The organism is Brevundimonas sp. TSRC1-1 (assembly GCF_049898245.1).
Classification (GTDB): Bacteria; Pseudomonadota; Alphaproteobacteria; order Caulobacterales; family Caulobacteraceae; genus Brevundimonas; species Brevundimonas mediterranea_A.
Map to the genome: position 1 here is coordinate 640,829 of NZ_JAFCXI010000003.1, position 17,382 is coordinate 658,210.

The 17,382-nt window shown below is 68.4% G+C and carries 21 protein-coding genes and 1 pseudogene; 9 read left to right on the forward strand and 13 right to left on the reverse strand.

Annotation, left to right across the window (positions count from 1 at the left end; genetic code table 11):
* Positions 1-24: 24 nt before the first annotated feature.
* Positions 25-477: a hypothetical protein gene (locus ACP7CK_RS13260; RefSeq protein WP_291837821.1), complete on the forward strand. Its 453-nt coding sequence runs from the start codon at positions 25-27 to the stop codon at positions 475-477.
* A gap of 133 nt (positions 478-610) precedes the next feature.
* A complete protein-coding gene (locus ACP7CK_RS13265; protein WP_372705438.1) occupies positions 611-1,081 on the forward strand; it encodes a DUF6789 family protein in 471 nt (156 codons plus the stop codon).
* A gap of 77 nt (positions 1,082-1,158) precedes the next feature.
* On the opposite strand, the gene ACP7CK_RS13270 is transcribed toward ACP7CK_RS13265, so the two are convergent.
* From ACP7CK_RS13270 to ACP7CK_RS13290, 5 genes are all read right to left on the reverse strand, one after another.
* Complete coding sequence (locus ACP7CK_RS13270; RefSeq protein ID WP_426026298.1) at positions 1,159-1,674, reverse strand: F0F1 ATP synthase subunit B; 516 nt, start codon at positions 1,672-1,674, stop codon at positions 1,159-1,161.
* Positions 1,674-2,246 carry an ATP synthase F0 subunit B' gene (locus ACP7CK_RS13275; RefSeq protein WP_008263958.1) on the reverse strand — a complete coding sequence of 191 codons (573 nt, stop codon included), beginning with the start codon at positions 2,244-2,246 and terminating at the stop codon, positions 1,674-1,676. Before ACP7CK_RS13275 ends, ACP7CK_RS13270 begins: the two co-directional genes overlap by 1 nt.
* Positions 2,247-2,314: 68 nt before the next feature.
* On the reverse strand, positions 2,315-2,539 hold the full coding sequence (locus tag ACP7CK_RS13280; protein WP_008261286.1) for a F0F1 ATP synthase subunit C: 225 nt from the start codon (positions 2,537-2,539) through the stop codon (positions 2,315-2,317).
* A gap of 57 nt (positions 2,540-2,596) precedes the next feature.
* Positions 2,597-3,382: a F0F1 ATP synthase subunit A gene (locus ACP7CK_RS13285; protein ID WP_426026299.1), complete on the reverse strand. Its 786-nt coding sequence runs from the start codon at positions 3,380-3,382 to the stop codon at positions 2,597-2,599.
* Between the two features lie 6 nt (positions 3,383-3,388).
* Positions 3,389-3,748, reverse strand: coding sequence for an AtpZ/AtpI family protein (locus tag ACP7CK_RS13290; protein ID WP_008261665.1), 360 nt, complete (start codon positions 3,746-3,748; stop codon positions 3,389-3,391).
* 237 nt (positions 3,749-3,985) lie between these two features.
* Between ACP7CK_RS13290 and ispH the strand changes: the two genes are divergently transcribed.
* Positions 3,986-4,957: a 4-hydroxy-3-methylbut-2-enyl diphosphate reductase gene (ispH, locus tag ACP7CK_RS13295; RefSeq protein ID WP_426026300.1), complete on the forward strand. Its 972-nt coding sequence runs from the start codon at positions 3,986-3,988 to the stop codon at positions 4,955-4,957.
* A gap of 20 nt (positions 4,958-4,977) precedes the next feature.
* Here ispH and scpB read toward each other — a convergent pair whose 3' ends face one another.
* From scpB to ACP7CK_RS13320, 5 genes are all read right to left on the reverse strand, one after another.
* Entirely contained in the window at positions 4,978-5,643 is a 666-nt protein-coding gene (gene scpB / locus ACP7CK_RS13300; protein WP_008262461.1) for an SMC-Scp complex subunit ScpB, read from the reverse strand.
* The gene (locus ACP7CK_RS13305; protein WP_372705441.1) at positions 5,640-6,461 is read right to left on the reverse strand and encodes a segregation and condensation protein A; all 822 of its coding nucleotides are present in this window, start codon (positions 6,459-6,461) and stop codon (positions 5,640-5,642) included. The genes scpB and ACP7CK_RS13305 overlap by 4 nt, the downstream gene beginning before the upstream one ends.
* Positions 6,462-6,515: 54 nt before the next feature.
* Positions 6,516-7,565, reverse strand: a complete 1,050-nt coding sequence (gene nagZ / locus ACP7CK_RS13310) for a beta-N-acetylhexosaminidase (protein WP_426026301.1) — start codon at positions 7,563-7,565, stop codon at positions 6,516-6,518.
* Positions 7,562-8,344, reverse strand: a complete 783-nt coding sequence (locus tag ACP7CK_RS13315; protein ID WP_426026302.1) for an SPOR domain-containing protein — start codon at positions 8,342-8,344, stop codon at positions 7,562-7,564. Before ACP7CK_RS13315 ends, nagZ begins: the two co-directional genes overlap by 4 nt.
* Before the next feature lie 80 nt (positions 8,345-8,424).
* Complete coding sequence (locus ACP7CK_RS13320; protein ID WP_292148188.1) at positions 8,425-9,615, reverse strand: deoxyguanosinetriphosphate triphosphohydrolase; 1,191 nt, start codon at positions 9,613-9,615, stop codon at positions 8,425-8,427.
* A 142-nt stretch (positions 9,616-9,757) separates the two neighbouring features.
* Between ACP7CK_RS13320 and erpA the strand changes: the two genes are divergently transcribed.
* Positions 9,758-10,075, forward strand: coding sequence for an iron-sulfur cluster insertion protein ErpA (erpA, locus tag ACP7CK_RS13325; RefSeq protein WP_039245694.1), 318 nt, complete (start codon positions 9,758-9,760; stop codon positions 10,073-10,075).
* Between the two features lie 6 nt (positions 10,076-10,081).
* Here erpA and ACP7CK_RS13330 read toward each other — a convergent pair whose 3' ends face one another.
* From ACP7CK_RS13330 to ACP7CK_RS13340, 3 genes and pseudogenes are all read right to left on the reverse strand, one after another.
* The gene (locus ACP7CK_RS13330) at positions 10,082-10,264 is read right to left on the reverse strand and encodes a hypothetical protein (RefSeq protein ID WP_426026304.1); all 183 of its coding nucleotides are present in this window, start codon (positions 10,262-10,264) and stop codon (positions 10,082-10,084) included.
* A pseudogene (locus ACP7CK_RS13335) lies at positions 10,261-11,447 on the reverse strand (PepSY-associated TM helix domain-containing protein). The gene ACP7CK_RS13330 and the pseudogene ACP7CK_RS13335 overlap by 4 nt, the downstream one beginning before the upstream one ends.
* Entirely contained in the window at positions 11,357-13,594 is a 2,238-nt protein-coding gene (locus ACP7CK_RS13340; RefSeq protein ID WP_426026305.1) for a TonB-dependent receptor, read from the reverse strand. The pseudogene ACP7CK_RS13335 and the gene ACP7CK_RS13340 overlap by 91 nt, the downstream one beginning before the upstream one ends.
* Positions 13,595-13,740: 146 nt before the next feature.
* On the opposite strand from ACP7CK_RS13340, the gene ACP7CK_RS13345 reads away from it, so the two are divergent.
* From ACP7CK_RS13345 to ACP7CK_RS13365, 5 genes are read left to right on the forward strand one after another with little or no spacing between them, the layout of a single operon-like run.
* On the forward strand, positions 13,741-14,046 hold the full coding sequence (locus ACP7CK_RS13345) for a metalloregulator ArsR/SmtB family transcription factor (protein ID WP_426026307.1): 306 nt from the start codon (positions 13,741-13,743) through the stop codon (positions 14,044-14,046).
* Positions 14,043-14,723 carry an SdpI family protein gene (locus ACP7CK_RS13350; protein WP_426026309.1) on the forward strand — a complete coding sequence of 227 codons (681 nt, stop codon included), beginning with the start codon at positions 14,043-14,045 and terminating at the stop codon, positions 14,721-14,723. Before ACP7CK_RS13345 ends, ACP7CK_RS13350 begins: the two co-directional genes overlap by 4 nt.
* 25 nt (positions 14,724-14,748) lie before the next feature.
* Complete coding sequence (locus ACP7CK_RS13355) at positions 14,749-15,684, forward strand: alpha/beta hydrolase (protein WP_426026311.1); 936 nt, start codon at positions 14,749-14,751, stop codon at positions 15,682-15,684.
* 58 nt (positions 15,685-15,742) lie between these two features.
* Positions 15,743-16,546, forward strand: coding sequence for a YgfZ/GcvT domain-containing protein (locus ACP7CK_RS13360; protein WP_426026312.1), 804 nt, complete (start codon positions 15,743-15,745; stop codon positions 16,544-16,546).
* A gap of 9 nt (positions 16,547-16,555) precedes the next feature.
* Complete coding sequence (locus ACP7CK_RS13365) at positions 16,556-17,314, forward strand: 3-oxoacyl-ACP reductase (protein WP_426026314.1); 759 nt, start codon at positions 16,556-16,558, stop codon at positions 17,312-17,314.
* Positions 17,315-17,382 lie beyond the last annotated feature (68 nt).

Here is a 17,382-nt window from a genome sequence, read left to right on the forward strand (position 1 = left end):
CTCCCGAGTCGGGATCGGGCGGTCGTGACGATCGTTGTCACAGGACCTCCCTCCTCTCTGTCTGGCGCCGACTTGACCTTCGCAACCGCGATCCGCCTTCCGTCCTACCGCGCGCGCAGCCGTACGCTTCGCGCGCTGAAGCGTTGGGCGCTGATGGCGGGCGGGCTGTTCGTGGTGCTTCTGGGAATTCTGATCGCGCCCCTGCCGGGTCCAGGCGGCATTCCCGTCATCGCCGTCGGCCTGATGCTGATCCTGAAGAGCTCCTTCTGGGCCAAGCGGCTGTTCATTCGTGCCCAGTACGCCCGGCCCAAATGGGTTTATCCGTTCCGGCGGCTCATGCGCAAAAAGCCGGAGTTCGCTCCTGTCTTCTGGCAGCAGGCCCTGCGCGCCGAGAAGGTCGTGCTTAAGAGACCCCGCCGACGTCTGACGCGGTTGCGGAAGATGCTTCGTCGCTATTTCCGGAAGCTTTTCCGCTAGTTGACAGACCGTCTCGCGGTTGCGGTGTCGCAACTGCTAACCACATCATCGTGAACGCCCTTCTCCCGCTACAGGCGTATTCTGTCTGGGCGTTATCAGAGAACCATCAAATGCGTTGGGAGGCGCTAAGGTCATGATGTCACGCGTACAAAAGGGCATGATCGCGGGCGTCGCCGCGACCGTCGCCGTTTCCTTGCTTGAAATACCCAACCTGTTCCTGAACTGGTTCGACCCGTTCCAGGGGGTCATCGCCACCATGATCGGCATGCCTGGAAACATGGCCGTCGGCTGGGCGATCCACGCCTTCAGCGGCGTCTTCATCCTGGGGCCGCTGTTCGGGGTGCTGTGTCCCCGCCTGCCTACCGACACCCCCGAGACCAAGGGCATCGTCTTCGCCGTCGGCGCCTGGGTGGTGATGATGGGGGCCATCCTGATGCTGGGCGATTACCGGACCTTCTCGGCCGCCGCCGGCTTCGGAACCATCGGCTGGCTGCTGATCACCCATGCGGTGTTCGGCATCGTGCTGGGCAATGTCTACGCCCGGCTGGTGACACGCGAGAAGCGCCAGGCGGCGCATTTCATGGGCGGCGCCACCGCCCACTGACAGCGGGGCACTTAGACACAAGAAAAGGCCCCCAGCGACGCCGGGGGCCTTTTTTCGTTCGGCTAAGCCAGCCGGCCTCAGTTCAGGCGATCGCCGATCTGGGCGATGGCGGCGTCCAGCAGCGGGTCCTTGGCGCCGCCGGCGAGGCGGGCGGCCAGGATCTGTTCCGCGGCCTTGGCGGCCAGGTCGGCGGCGGCCGCCTTGACCTCGGCCGAGGCCTGGGCCTCCGCCTGGGCGATGCGGGTCTCGGCCATCTTCTGGCGACGGGCCAGGGTCTCTTCCAGCTTGGCCTTGGATTCGACTTCCAGACGACGGGCGTCGGCTTCCGCCTGGGCCATCATCTCGGCGGCCTGATCCTCGGCCTCGGCCTTCTCCTTGCGGATCTGGGCCAGCAGGGCCTCGGCCTCGGCGCGCAGGCGGGCGGCCTCGTCCAGGTCGGCCTGGATCTTGGCGCCCTTGGCGTCCAGTTGGGCGGCGGCGATCTTGGGCACGCCGGCGGCGATCAGGATGCCGAAGAAGATCAGCAGGCCGATCCCGACCCAGATCTCCGCATTGGCGAAGCTCCAGATGCCGTGTTCGAAGATCAGGTTCATCAGACGGCTCCCTTGGCCGTAGCCAGCTCGCCCGAGGTGGCGGCCTTGCCGGTCAGGCGCTCGACCATGGCGGCGGCGGCGTCGGAGGCGATCACGGCGACATTGGCCATGGCCGCGTCGCGGGTCTTGCCGATGGCGGTCTCGGCCTCGGCGATGCGGGCGTTGACGACGGCTTCTTCCGCAGCCTGGCGGGCGGCGGCGTCTTCGGTCACGCGGGCCTTGGCGGCGGCGGCCATGGCGCGGGCGTCGGCGCGGGCCTTGGCGACTTCAGCCTGGGCTTGAGCAGCCTGGTCGGCGGCCTCGGCCTGGACCTGACGCGCGGTGGCGACGGCGTTGGAAATCGTATCGGCCCGCTCGTCCATCACCTTGCGAAGGCGCGGCGCGAAGACCTTGGAGACCAGAACATACAGGATGACGAACAGGATCAGCAGATAGCCGATCTGTCCCGCCCAGTGTTCGAACTGGAATTGCGGCAGGCCGCCCGAGCCGTGCTCGGCGGCGGTCGCCGTCTCGGCGTGCAGGTCCGCTTCGACCGAAGCCGGAACCGCATGATTGGTGTGGGTGCTGGCCATGAACCGTCTGCTGCAGGATCAGATGAAACGGCGCGCGGGCGAGCCCCGCGCGCCGGTATCGGCTGATATCAGCCGAAGATCATCAGGATGCCGAGCACGAAGGCCAGGATGCCCAGGGCTTCGGCGAGGGCGGCGCCCACGAACAGGTTGCCGACCTGGCCGGCGGCGGCCGACGGGTTGCGCAGGGCGCCGGCCAGGAACTGACCGAAGATGTTGCCCACGCCCAGGGCCGAACCGATCATGCCCAGGGTTGCGAGACCGGCACCGATGTACTTGGCGGCTTCAGCGTCCATGATTGTATTCCTAGATTTAAGTCGTTGGTGGTTGGGGTGAAGAGACTGGTCCTGCCCTTAGTGGGCGTGGTCCAGGTTGACCACATCATTCAGATAGATGCAGGCCAGAACGGCGAAGACGAAGGCCTGAAGGAAGGCCACGAGAAACTCCAGCGCAGTCAGCGCCACGACCATGCCCAGCGACAGGGCCGCGACCGGGAAGGCCAGCAGGCCGACGCCGCCGCCCAGGCCCAGCAGACCCAGGGAGACGACGAAGCCGGCGAAGATTTTCAGCGCCACGTGGCCGCCCAGCATGTTGCCGAACAGACGAAGCGCCAGGGTGACCGGACGCAGCAGGAAGGAGACGAACTCGATCAGGCCGACGACCGGGCGCAGCGCCAGCGGTGCGCCCATCGGCCAGAACAGCTTGAAGAAGCCCAGGCCGTTCTTGGCGAACCCGACCACCAGCACCAGACCGAAGGTGATCAGGGCGAAGGTGACGGTGATGGCCAGTTGCGACGTCGCCGTGAAGGTCAGGAACAGACCCAGGATGTTCATGCCCAGGATCAGGACGAACAGGGTGAAGACGAACGGGAAATACTTGCGGCCTTCGTGACCGATGATCGAGTCGGCCAGATTGTCGATGAGGCCGAACAGGCCTTCGCCGGCGGCCTGCAAGCGGCCCGGAACGACCTTGGCGTTCGAGGTCACGGCGGCCAGGAAACCGACGATCACGACGAAGGCGGCCGTCATGGCGATGTGTGAATTGGTCACGGCCAAATCGACCGTGCCCAGCACAGGCAGGGTCACGTCAGGAAGATCGATGACCTTCTGAATCTGAAACTGATGAATCGGATCGGCCATGAAGCCCTATCGTTCCCCGTCTTCGTCGGCCTCGACATAAGGATCGGCCGGAGCCGACGTCCCTAACGCCTTGGCCTGCGCCATCAACCGGTTGGCTGTGCGACGCGCCATGTAAATCGACAAGGCGAAGCCCAACAGGACCCCGCCGATCAAACCCCACGGACGGGTCCCGAAGACCCAGTCCGCGATGAAACCCGCCGCAAGACCCACGAAGACGCCGCCGAGAAGCTCGGCGATGATCTTGTAGGCCTGACCCGACACCTGATGGCCGGTCAGCTCGGCGGATTTCTCCACCGTGGTCCGCGCCTCCAATGCGGATGCGCTGTCTTGGAGGCGTTTGATCGCCTCTTCGCGCGATTCCGACATGGGGGACAGGACCTGTGCTCTCAGCGCTCAAACAATGTGTTTGGGCGGGTCTGAATTCGGCGCGGAAACTAATCGTGAGCGGCCAAGAGGTCAAGGCGTCGTGAACGGAGGTTAAATCTTTGTTCGAACTCGATTTTCGCCGGATAAGGCCTGACCGTGGCGATGCGTCGCTGTTCAGGACCAGGGATTCGGTCGCCCAGCATGGCGATATGTCACGCGAACGACTAGGTTGCGGCCATGAACATGCACGTCCCCGCCCCCTCGCCCGAACGCCGCCCCATCGCGGTGCGGCTGGCGACGCCGCGCGGCTTCTGCGCCGGGGTGGACCGGGCGATCCAGATCGTCGAGCGCGCCATCGAGAAATACGGCGCACCCGTCTATGTGCGCCACGAGATCGTCCATAACCGCCATGTCGTCGAGCGGCTGAAGTCCATGGGCGCGATCTTCGTCAAGGAGCTGGACGAATGCCCGGACGATCGGCCGGTCGTCTTCTCGGCCCACGGCGTGCCCAAGTCGGTTCCCGCCAACGCCCAGGCGCGACAACTGCTGTTCCTCGACGCCACCTGCCCCCTGGTGTCCAAGGTCCATGTGGAGGCGGAGCGTCATCATGACGCGGGCCGCCATATCATCCTGATCGGCCACGCCGGCCATCCGGAGGTGATCGGCACCATGGGGCAACTGCCGCCGGGCGCCATCAGCCTGATCGAGACCGAGGCCGACGCCGAATCGTTCGAACGGCCCGGCGACGCCCCCCTGGCCTATGCGACCCAGACCACCCTGTCGGTCGACGACACGGCGGGCATATTGAAGGTGCTGAAGCGGCGCTTCCCCGAACTGCCCGACCCGCACAAGGAAGACATCTGCTACGCCACCACCAACCGCCAGGACGCGGTCAAGGTGCTGGGCGAGGGTTGCGAACTGGTGCTGGTGGTCGGGTCCAAGAACTCGTCCAACTCGGCCCGGCTGGTCGAGGTGGCGATGCGCGCCGGCGCCCGTGACGCCCGGCTGGTCGACGACGCCTCCCAGGTGGACTGGAGCTGGTTCGACGGGGTCCAGACCGTGGGCGTCACCGCCGGCGCCTCGGCCCCCGAACCGCTGATCGCCGCCCTGGTGGACGCCATCGCGGAACGGTTCGACGCCACCGTCACTGAGGACGGGGGGGCGCGCGAGACCGTGACCTTCAAGCTGCCTCGGCTACTGACGACCTGACGCCCCTCTATCGATCCCGCCTAGCGTTCCTCGCCGACAAAGTCCTGCGCGAACTCCGGCGCGTCGTTTTCGTTCGTCAGACTGTCCTCGTCGACGTCCGCGCCTCGTCCCGGATCCGGCAGTTCGAAGCCGACGGGCAGCGACAGGTCCAGCAGGCCCGCCGCCTTCATTTCCTGCACGCCCGGCAGGTCGTACAGGGTCGCCAGGCCGAAATGCTCAAGGAACCGATCTGCGGTGGCGTAGGTGACGGGCCGACCCGGCGTCCGTCGGCGCCCGCGCAGACGCACGAACCCCATCTCCAGCAGCAGGTCCAGCGTGCCCTTCGACAGGGTGACGCCCCGCACGCTCTCGATCTCGGCGCGGGTGACGGGCTGGTGATAGGCGATGATGGCCAGGGTCTCCAGCGCGGCCTTGGACAGGCGGCGGGGCTCCTCTCGTTCCTCGGTCATCATGAAGGCCAGATCCGCCGCCGTGCGGAACCGCCAGCGGTCGGCGACGCAGTCCAGCTCCACGCCCCGCCCCTCGTATCGGGCGCGCAGGCCCGACAGGGCGCGGGCGACGTCGGCGCCTTCGGGCAGACGGCCGGCGATCTCGGCGGCGCTCAGCGGCCCGGCGGCGGCGAACAACAGCGCCTCGACCCGGCGCTCGATCTCGCCATCGTCGGGTTGGAAGGAGAGATCGCTCACGGCGTCAGCTCCAGCGGATGTCCGCCTCCACGGCGTTTCAGATACAGCTCCGCGAAGGGCGCCGTCTGGCGGATGTCCATGGCCCCCTCCTTCACCAGCTCCAGGCTGGCCGACAGGGTCGAGGCGGTATAGCTGGCCTGGCTGGGGCCGTCCGGGTCTTCGGGATGGGGCGCCACCTGGTCCAGCGGGGTCCAGTCGGCCAGGCGCGGCATGATCTCGCGCAGCCAGTCGCGCGCCGCCTCCAGCGGAAAGGCCTCGACCCGCTGGCCGGGCGAATAGCGCCGCCCCTCCTCGCGGCGGCGCTGGGTCACATAGGCGCTCATCAGGTCATACAGGCTGGCGTCGATCCGGTCGGACGGGACGATCACCGTCGCCTGGGGATCGCCCCGCGTGAAGACGTCGCGCTTCAGCTGGGGCCGCGCCATCAGCTGGTCCACCGCCTTGCGCATGGCCTCCAGCTTTTGCAGCCGGAAGGCCAGGGCGGCGGCCATGGCCTCGGCCGGCGGCTCCTCGCCCTTGTCCTTTTCGGTGCGCGGCAACAGCAGGCGAGACTTCAGATAGGCCAGCCAGGACGCCATCACGAGATAGTCCGCCGCCAGGGCGAAATTCCTGCGCCGCGCCTCGTGCACGAAGGCCAGATATTGTTCCGCCAGCCGGGTGATCGACAGTTTCAGCAGATCGACCTTCTGGGTCCGCGCCAGGGCCAGCAGAACGTGAAGCGGCCCCTCGTAGCCGTCCAGATCGACGACGAAGGCCTCGCGCTCCTCGACCTCGGCGGCGGCGCTGAAATCCAGATTGGGCTGAAAGGCGTCGGTCATTCTTGTTGGCCTACCGCGCTTCGCGCTGCTTGAGGCCGATCGGGTCCAGGCGGCTCATGCCTGCGCCTCTCCCACGTCCGGCCCCTTGGCCGCGTCCGTCTTGCCCGCCATCGCCCGGAAGAAGCGTTCGTGGCCCGCGACCGGATCGAGGGGTTCCGGAACACGGACGATCCGCGCCATCGCCGCCTCGGCCCGGCGAAGCGCCCCACCCTTCAGCGGTCCGACTCCCTCGGCGACCTGACGCATCTCATCCATATCGCCGTTCCAGTGGATCACGACGTCGCATCCCGCCTTGAGCGCCTTGTGCGCCCTCTGGGTCAGACTGCCGGACAGGGCGTTCATCACCAGGTCGTCCGACAGCAGCAGACCGCCGAAGCCAAGACGCTCGCGGATCAGTCGGATCGCTTTCTTGGACTGGGTGGCGGGGCGTTTTGGGTCGATGGCGGTGAAGACGATGTGCGCCGTCATGCCGATCGGCATGTCGGACAGGGCTTTGAACGGCGCGAAATCCCAGGCGTCCAAGGTCTCTAGATCGGCATGGACCGTCGGCAAGTCCTTGTGGGTGTCGGCGAAAGCGCGACCGTGGCCCGGCATGTGTTTGACGCAGGGCAGCACCCCGCCCGCTAGTAATCCTTCCGCCGCCGCGCGACCCAGCAGGGCGACGGTCTGCGGATCGCGGCCATAGGCGCGGTCGCCGATGATGTCGTGGGCGCCGGGCACAGGTACGTCCAGCACCGGCAACAGATCAATATTGATTCCCACCTCGCGCAGGTCGTGCGCCATCAGCCGCGCACCCAACCGCACCAGTTCTCGGGCGGCGTCGATATCTCCGGCCGCCTCCAGATAGGCGCTCGCGGGGGGGTATTTGGGCCAGTGGGGCGGTCCCATCCTCTGGACCCGCCCGCCCTCCTGATCGATCAGGATGGGCGCGTCGGCGTCGCCGATGGCGGCCCGCAGTTCGTCGGTCAGGGCCCGCACCTGTTCCGGCGTGTCGATATTGCGCCGGAACAGGATGAAGCCCCAGGGCCGCGCCTCGGCGAAAAAGGCGCGTTCCTCCTCCGTCAGCCGGTGGCCCGAACAGCCGTAGATGGCGGCGGAGGTCACCGAACGATGCAATCCCGTCCGGCGGCCTTCAGGGCGTTGCAGAAGGCGACCGCCCGCTCGCGCGACAGGCCCGAGAAGGTGGTGCGGTACAGGGTTGAACCGCTGGACGAGGTGACTTCGGTCACCCGCTTCTGGGCGCCCGAGGCGTACTGGCCGAAGCGACCCGCGACGGCGGCGTATTCGCGGTCGGCGATCTCGGTGGAGGAGAAGGCGCCGATCTGGACCGAGGCGGAACCCGTGGCGGCGCCGGCGGCCGGCGCAGGCGTCGCCGCTGCGGGGGCCGGGGCGGCCGGACGGGGCGCAGGGGCGGCCGGGGTTGCAGCCGGGGCGGCCTTGGCCGGCGGCAAGCCCTGTCCGGTCGGGGCGGCGGCGGGCGGCGCGGCCGGACGCGGCTGGGGCGCCTCGGGCGGCGGGGTGAAGGTGACGGGCGCGTCGGTCGTCTCGGCCTCGTCGCGATAGACCCGCACCCCGTCGGCCGGATCCACCGGCTGGGCGTCCACGGGCGGGGCGGTCTTCATCTCGCCGACGGGCTGGCCCACGGCGGGCGGCGCGTCGGTCGAGGCGCGCATGCCCGAACGATAGAAGAAGATCACGGCGATGATCAGGACCAGCAGGACCACCGCGCTGATGATCAAAGTCACCGGCGGCGCCTTGCCTCCGCCCGAACCGACATTGCGGCCGCTGCGCGGATCGTAGGAGTTGCGACGGAAGGGCAGGTCGTCGTCGGTCGGGGGCGTATAGGCGCCCCGGCCCGGTCGGTTTTCGTCATCGAAAGACATGGTCGCACTCCGCCGTGGGTTCGGCGCTGCGAATCGGCGCGCCGAATAATGAGTTTAACGCCCCGCCGCCGTCTTTCGAATCACAGATCGAGGGCCAGGTCGAGGCTGAACAGTTTCTGGTGGACTTCTATCGCGTAGCGGTCGGTCATCCCGGCGATGTAATCGCACACCGCGCGCGCCCTTTGGGTCCGGTCTTCGGTGGCCGCCGGCACGGCCCACTCCGGCGGCATCACCTCCGGCTCGGCCATGAACAGCTCGAACAACTGCGACAGCACCCGCCGCGCCTGGCTGCGGGTGCGGTTGACCCGGTAGTGGCGATACATCCGTTCGAACAGGAACTTGCGCAGGACCGCCAGGTCCGCGTGCATGGACCGCGAGAAGTCCACCATGGTCCGCGTCGCCGTGCGCACGTCCTCGGTCGAACCGATCCGGTCCTCCTCCAGCCGCCGCGCCGTCTCGGCCAGGACGTCCTCGACCATGACGCCGATCATCCGCCGCACGGCCTCGATCCGCAGCATCCGGTCGTCGATGGCCGGCCAGTCGCGCCGCACCTCGGCCAGCATGGGTCCGATCAGCGGCACCTGATCGAGGTCCTGCAGGGTGATCAGCCCCGCCTGCACCCCGTCGTCCACGTCGTGATTGTTGTAGGCGATGTCGTCGGCGATGGCCGCGCATTGGGCCTCCAGCGAGGCGAAGGTGCCCAGACGCAGATCCCAGCCCGCCTCCCCGCCCGTCCGATACGGCCGCACCACCGACCAGGCCGGTTCGTCCAGCCGGTGCGACACCGGGCCATTGTGCTTGATGACCCCCTCGACCGTTTCCCAGCTCAGGTTCAGCCCGTCGAACTGCGGATAGCGGTTCTCCAGCTCGGTGACGACACGGAAGCTCTGGACATTGTGGTCGAAGCCGCCGTGGTCGGCCATCTGGATCACCAGCTCGTCCTCGCCCGCATGGGCGAAGGGCGGGTGGCCCAGGTCGTGGGCCAGGGCCACCGTCTCGGCCAGATCGTCGTCCAGCCTCAGCGCATGGGCCAGGGACCGCGCAATCTGGGCCACCTCCAGCGAATGGGTCAGGCGGGTGCGGTAGTGGTCGCCCTCATGCGCCACGAAGACCTGCGTCTTCTCCTTCAAGCGGCGGAAGGCGGTCGCATGGATGATCCGGTCGCGATCGCGCGCGAAGGCCGTGCGGGTCCGGCTGGGCGGCTCGAAGAAGCGGCGGCCCTTGGTCAGATCGGCGCGTTCGGCGTACGGGGCGAGAGGTGTCTGGCTCAAGTCATCAACTTTGAGGCTGCTTTGATGCGGGCGGCCCTTTGCGAACGCCCTTGCGCGCCTCATATAGACAGCCGTGAGCACCGTCCAATCCACAGAACCGTCCACACCCGCCTTCAGCGTCGCCACGCGCGCGCCGGAAGGCATAGTTCTGGCCGCCAGCGCCGCCAAACGTCTCGCCAAACTGGGCGCGGCCGAGGGCAAGACCCTGATGCTGCGCGTGGCGGTGGACGGCGGCGGCTGTTCGGGCTTCCAGTACCGGTTCGAACTGGTCGAGACGGCCGAGGACGACGACCTGCGCATCCAGGCCGACGGCCAGACCGCCCTGATCGACCCGGTCTCGGTCCCCTTCCTGAAGAATTCCGAGATCGCCTATGTCGACGAACTGGCCGGCGCCCAGTTCGTGGTCCGCAATCCCAACGCCGCCTCCAGCTGCGGCTGCGGCGTCAGCTTCTCGATCTGACCGCGGTCAGCGTCGGCGCTGGACCAGGGCCCAAACGGTGACGATCACGGTCGAGGCCAGCAGGGCCGAAAAGACCGCATCCCAGACGCCGTCTCCCAGCAGGGCGCCGATCAGCCCCGTCAGGCTGAGCACGAAGACCGCGACGGGCGCGCCGAAGATGGCCCAGATAGTCAGGTCCTTGCGGCTCATGCCGGTTTCCGCCGTCCCTTGATCAGCCAGAGGTAGAGGCCGGACCCCAGGATGACGATGGTCGCCAGGTCCAGCAGCGCCCACAGGATCTTCAGCCCCAGTCCGCCATAGTCGCCGAAGTGCAGCGGCTGCGACAGCGACAGGGCCTTCACATACCAGGGCGTGGGGGCCACGGCGGCCAGCGCCCCGGTCCGGGCGTCGATCAGGGCCGGCGTGGTCAGATGGGTCGTCAGCGGCGTGTCGCCGTGGAAGAAGACGGCGTAGTGGTGATCGGTCGAATAGTCGGTGCCCGGAAACGCCACGAACTGAAGCGTCTTGCCCGGCAGCGCCTGTTTCGCCCGCTCCACCGCCGCATCCAGCGAGGCCCGCTCGCCGGTCGGCGCGGGGGCGTCATAGGCGACGGTCAGCTCCTTCAGCGCCGTGTTCTTCCAATAGGCCAGGATCGGCGTCGCCAGGGTGTTGACCACGCCCGTCGCCCCCACCACCAACAGCCAGGCCACGGTCACCACGCCCAGCAGGTTGTGATAGTCGAGCCACCGCGTTCGCGCCGCCTTGGTCGCGCGCACCGTGCCGAACGGCAACCGCCGCATGAAGGGGGCGTACAGCACCGCGCCCGACACCACCGCAACGATCAGCATCAGACCCATCAGGCCCAGGAACAGCATGCCCGGCAGGCCCAGGAACAGGTCCGTGTGCAGCTGAAGCAGGAACTCCATCACCGGATGGCCCGCCACCGGCGGGGCGACCGCGCCGCTGGTCTGGTCGATCGGCTCGAAACTGTAGCTCCCGGCCGGGCCGTTCGGATCGACGCTGGTGACGTTCACCACCGGCCGATCCTCGTCAAAGCTCATGAAGGCCGGAACCTCGCCGGGATGGCGCGCCAGGGCCGCCGCCAGCACTTCATCCAGGGTCAGACGCGGCCCGTCCGGATCGGCCGGGGTCCAGGTCTGCTCCAGCAAGACCTCTTCGATCTCGTGGGTGAAGACCAGCGGCAGGCCCGTGACGCACAGCATCAGCAGGAAGAGCGTGGAGACCAGGCTCGACCATTTGTGCGTCCAGGACCAGGCGCGGATGGTCCGCGTCTTCATCCGATCAGAATTCCGCCGAGACCGACAGGCGGAAGGTGCGCGGCGCGCCCAGGGTCAGATAGTTCGAACCCGGATAGCCCCCGACGGCGACCCACTGGTCCTCGTCCGCGAGGTTCTCGACCCGCGCCCGCACCGTCAGATCCTTGCCGCCGGCGACGAAGGCGTAGCGCAGGCCGGCGTCGAACCGGGTCCATTCTTCCAGCTCCAGCGTGTTGGTCGCATTGGCGGGCTGCGCGCCGGTATGGACCGCACGGCCCTCCAGCGTCAGGCCGCTGACCATCGGCACGTCCCATTCGACATTGGCGTTGATCTGGAAGTCCGGCACACCGATGGCGGATTTGCCCGCGTTCGCGGCGGTCAGCGAGCGGTTGATCTCGGCCTCCAGCCAGGTCGCGCCGCCGATCAGGCGCAGGCCGGCGACCGGCTCGCCATAGACGGTCAGTTCGACGCCCTGGTTCTCCTGCTCGCCGCCGTCGGTATAGACGCCTGTAGGCCGGGCGCCCGCGACGGGATCTCCATTGGAGGTGATCGAGACCAGCGCGCTGGGCAGGGTCGTGCGGAAGACGCTCAGCGTGCCGCCGAACGACCCCGCGTCATACTTCACTCCGACTTCGGCCTGTTCAGCGCGAAAAGGTTCCAGCACTTCGCCGCCGTTGCTGACGGTGACTGGCACGGCCGCGTCTCCCCAGCCTGCCACCACCGCGTTCGCCAGCGTCGGCGCGGTGGTTCCTGGCACGAGGGCTTCGGCATAGTTGGCGTACAGCGAGATCTTGTCGCTGGGCTTGTAGACCAGGGCGAAGGCCGGGGTGGTCGCATCGCTGGAATAACCCGAGCCGAAGGCGCCGTCGGCATAGGCGTAGGACTTGGTCTCGATCTCCTGATAGCGCACGCCGACCGTCGCCAGGACGCGGCCGTCTAGGAAGGACAGAACGTCCGCCACGGCGACGCTGGTGTTCTTGACCCGCTCGGTGATGTTCGGATCATCCAGATCGCCCGATACGCTGGTGATGGCCGGCGCAGGCGACAGGGTCGGGTTGCTCAGCGTCCCGAACGCATAGCCGCTGAAGCTCGAGGCCGCCCAGGCGTTCTTCGATTTCGACTGGATCTGCGAGGCCGAGGCCACCAGACGGTGCTCGACCGGCCCGGTCGTCAGGTCGGCGCGCACGCCGATATCGCCGGACCAGACCGTGTCCTCGCGGATGTTGTCAAAGCGATAGCCGCGGATCGCGCCAGCGGCGTCAGCGCGCGGATTGGCCAGGCTGTTGTCTTCCTTGCCCTGACGCCCACCGAAGGCCGCCCAGGCGGTCACGCTGTCGGTCAGGTCGAACTCGCCGCGCACCGCGCCGAACAGCTGCTCCTCGTCGGTGTAGGTCCAGCGCTGCGCGAAATTCTTGTCGGCCGACGGGGCGTCAGGGATGGCCGCCCCCGGCGTCACGCTGGGACGCGGCGCGTCGATGCGATGGTCCTGCCAGCCCAGGTCCGCCGAGAAGCGGGCGCGGTCGCCCCGGCGGTCCAGGCCAAGGCCGACGACGCGCAGCTGGCCGTTCTCGTTCTCCACCGAGCCCTCGCCGTCGCGGCTGACCAGGTTCAGGCGCGCCCCCCATTCTTCCTCGGCGCCGAAGCGACGGGCCAGATCGGCCGCGGCGTAGATCTCGTCATTGCCCGATACCCCTGCCGTCAGGCGCGTCAGGGGTTCGCCGGCGCGCTTGGGCGTCAGGTTGAAGGCGCCGCCTACGCCTGTCCCGCCCGGCGCGGCGCCGTTCAGGAAGGCGCTGGCGCCGCGGAACACCTCGACCCGCTCAACCAGTTCGGCGGCCACGAACTGGCGCGGCAGCACGCCGTACAGGCCGTTGTAGCTCATGTCGTCCGAGAAGACCGGGAAACCCCGGATCACATACAGCTCCTGGAAATTGCCGAAGCCCTTGGACACCCGCACCGTCGGATCGTTCTGCAGCACGTCGCCGATGCCGCGCGCCTGCTGATCGCGGATCAGCGCCTCGGTGTAGTTGCTGGTCGAGAAGGGCGTGTCCATCACGTCCAAATTGCCCAGCAGGCCGACCCGGCCGCCTCGCGCCACCTGCCCGCCGGCATAGGCCGAGGTCAGTCGCACCTGCGATCCCGTCACGACGATCTCGTCCAGTTCGGCAGGCGCGGCCGGCGCCTCCTGCGCCAGGGCAGGCGCGGCGACGGCAAGGGCCAGCAGGCTGGAGGCGCAGGCGAAACGGCGGGTTGGGCGGGTCATGACTTGCAAAATATTCTCAAAATCAGGGAGTGGCGGCTGCATACGCCCCGATGCGATTGCTTTGCAATGGCGAACGCCTCCTCGTGGCCGCGCGTCTTGCCGCACTCGACTTGCAATTAGCCATTTTCCTAATTAGAGTGAGGCCTATGAACGCCCTGTTCAAAGCCCTGTCGCATCCGGTGCGCCGCCGCATCATCGCCATGCTGCGCGCCGGTCCTTTGGCCTCCGGCGACATCGCCGCCGGCTTCGACATGAGCTGGCCCACGATCACCGGCCATCTCAACGCCCTGAAGGAGGCCGGCCTCGTCAGTCCCGAGCGCGAGGGCCAGACCATTCGCTACCGGCTGGAGATCTCGGCGGTGGAAGAGGCCTTGGCCTTTCTGATGGACATCGCCGGGACGGGCGAGACCGCCCAAGTCCTGCCCGTGGCCCAAAAGGAGCCCCGTCGATGAAGGATCGCCTGTCGCTGCTGGACTATCTGACCCTGGCCGTCTTCGCGCTCCAGGCGGCCTTCGCCCTGCATGTCGGCCTCAACGGCCCGACCACGCCGATGCCGATGCACTGGAACGGCCAGTTCCAGGTGGATCGGTGGGGCAGCCGGGTCGAGTTCGCGACCTTCCTCGGCGGCATGACCCTGATCGGCTTCATCGCCACAGCCGGTCTGGGCCTGGCCGCCCTGCGCGCCGTGTCGGAAGGCGACGCCTCGCGCGGTCGTTCCTTGCGGATCGGCCAGAGCATAAGCCTGTTCGTCTTCACCGTCATCGGCCTGCTGATCAGCTGGACAGGCTTGGGCAATGCCACCACCGAGACCGGGCCGGTCGTGACCATGGCGGGGGTATCGCTGATCCTTCTGGTCCTGGGCGCCTTCCTCGGCCGGGTCGCGCCCAATCCGGTGGTCGGGGTCCGCACGCCCTGGAGCTACAAGAGCCGCCTGGCCTGGGACCGCTCCAACCGACTGGCGGGACGCCTGTTCTTCCTGCTGGGGCTCGTCGGTCTGATCGCCGCACCCCTCGCGCCTCAGCCGCTCGGCGCCCTGTCCCTGATCGTCGCCGTCCTGATCGTCGCCGCCCTGTCGGTGTTCGAGAGCTGGCGCGTCTGGCGCAGCGATCCCGACCGCCAGCCCTTCTGAACCTCGTCCAACCAAGGAGACCGCCATGTTGATGCTGCCCCTCGCCCTGCTCGCCGGCCCGGTCTCCACCGAGATCGCCCTGCCCGCCCAGCCCGCGCCGCTGCACGGAACCCTGCTGGCCCCCCAAAGCGCGACCGCCGTCGCCGTCATCCTGCCCGGCTCCGGCCCGACGGATCGCGATGGGAACAGCCCTATGGGCGTCTCCGCCTCGACCTACCGACTGCTGGCCGAGGGGCTGGCGGCCCAGGGGATCGCCACGGTCCGCATCGACAAGCGGGGTATCGCCGCCAGTGCTGCAGCGGGTCCCGCCGAGACCGATCTGCGCTTTGACGCCTATGTCGCCGACGCCCGCGCCTGGGCCGCCGAGGCCGCCGGCCGCGCCGGCAAGCCCTGCGCCTGGCTGATCGGCCACAGCGAGGGCGCCCTGATCGCCTTGAAGGCCGTCGAAGGCGACGAAGACCCCGAATCCAGCAAGGTCTGCGGCCTGATCCTGCTGTCCGGCGCCGGTCGTCCGGCAGGCGCGGTCATTCGCGAACAACTGGCCGCCTTGCCGGAACCGATGAAGGCCCAGGCCTTTTCCGCCCTGACCGAACTGGAAGCCGGCCGCACCGTCGCCGATACGCCGCCCGCCCTGGCCGCCCTGTTCCGTCCCTCGGTCCAGCCCTATCTGATCTCCTGGCTGCCGCTGGACCCCGCCGCCCTGGTCGCCGCCTACGACGGCCCGGTCTTCATCGGCCAGGGGACCACCGACATCCAGGTCGGCGTCGCGGACGCCCAGGCCCTGGCCGCCGCCGATCCGCTGGGGACCCTGAAGCTGTGGGACGGCGTCAATCATGTGCTGAAGACGGCGCCCGCAGACCGGGCCGCAAACATCGCCGCCTATTCCAACCCCGACCTGCCCCTGGCGCCCGGCGTGGTCGAGGATGTGGCGGCCTTCATCCACGATCAGACGGGGCGCTGAAGCCCCCGAGGCGAGAACGGGTCTGGAGCCGGGACATCCGCCTCCCTATCTTGGCGCCATGCCCGTCGCCCCCCTGTCCTCCCGCGCCCTCGTCTCCGTCACCGGCGAGGAGGCCCGGCCCTTCCTGCACAATCTGCTGACCCAGGATGTGGAGACGCTGGGCGAGGGCGAACTGCGGTTCGGCGCCCTGTTGTCGCCGCCCGGCCGGCTGCTGTTCGACCTGTTCATCCTGGGCGAGGCCGAAGGGGTTCTGCTGGACGTGGCCGCAGACCGCCGCGACGCCCTGATCCAGCGGCTGTCGATGTACAAGCTTCGGGCGAAGGTCCAGGTGGCCGCCGACGACCGCCCGGTCTTCGCCGCCTGGCCGGACGCGCCCGCCGGCTTCATTCCCGACCCCCGCACGCCCCTGATGGGCGGCCGCCTGTACGGCGAAGCGGCTGCAGACGCGACCGAGGCCGACTACCACGCCCACCGCCTGTCGGTCGGCGTGCCCGATCCGACCGCCGACGCCCCCCAGGACAAAACCTATCCGATCGAGGCCGATTTCGACCTGCTGAACGGCATCGACTTCCAGAAGGGCTGTTTCGTCGGCCAGGAAACCACCTCGCGCATGAAACGCCGGGGCGCGATCAAGAACCGTATGCTGGCCCTGGACTTCGACGGCCCCCCGCCCCCCTTCGGCGCCGAGGTTCTGAAGGGCGAGCTGCGCGCGGGCGAGGTGCTGTCGGGCCGCGACGGTTCAGCAATGGCCCTGCTGCGCATCGACCGTCTCGACGGCGACCTGACCGTCGAGGGCCGCCCGGTGCGCTTGCGCAAACCCGCCTGGATGGGCCAGGACGTCCTCCCCTCCTCAACCGACTGAGACCCTCCCATGAAGATCGCCGACCAGATCGTCCTCGTCACCGGCGGCGCGCGCGGCGTCGGCGCCGCTGCGGTGCGCGCTTGCGCGCGTGAAGGGGCGCGCGTGATCATCAACTGGCGCGCCAGCGGCGCGGCCGCGACCGCCCTGGCGGCCGAGATCGGCGACCGCGCCGTCGCCCTCCAGGCCGACGTGACCGACCGCGCCGCCGTCGACGCCCTGGTCGCCGCCGCACAGGCCCATTTCGGGGCCCCGATCACCACCGTCGTCAACAACGCCCTGGACTACAGTTTCAACGGCGACGCCCGCTCGCAGATGACCGACATTCGCTGGGACGAACTGGCGGCCCAGTTCTCGACCGTGGTGCGCGGCGCCCTGAACACCATCCAGGCCACGGCGCCGGGCATGGCCGCCGGTCGGTTCGGGCGGGTGATCAACATCGGCACCAACCTGTTCCAGAACCCGGTCGTGCCCTATCACGACTACACCGCCGCCAAGGCCGCGCTCCTGTCCCTGACCCGCACCGCAGCCGGCGACCTGGGTCCCGACGGGATTACCGTGAACATGGTCTCCGGCGGCCTCTTGCGCACCACCGACGCCAGCGCCGCCACGCCGGAAGCCGTCTTCGACCTGATCGCCGGCATGACCCCGCTGCGGTCGGTGACGACGCCCGAGGAATTCGCCGACGCCGCCCTGTTCTTCGCCTCGCCCTGGAGCCGGGCGGTGACCGGGCAGAACCTGGTGGTCGATGGGGGTTTGGTCAGGGACTGAGCCGCAAGACCTTCCCCCGCTTGCGGGGGAAGTGTCAGGTCGTGGCGCGAAGCGACACGCCTGACGAT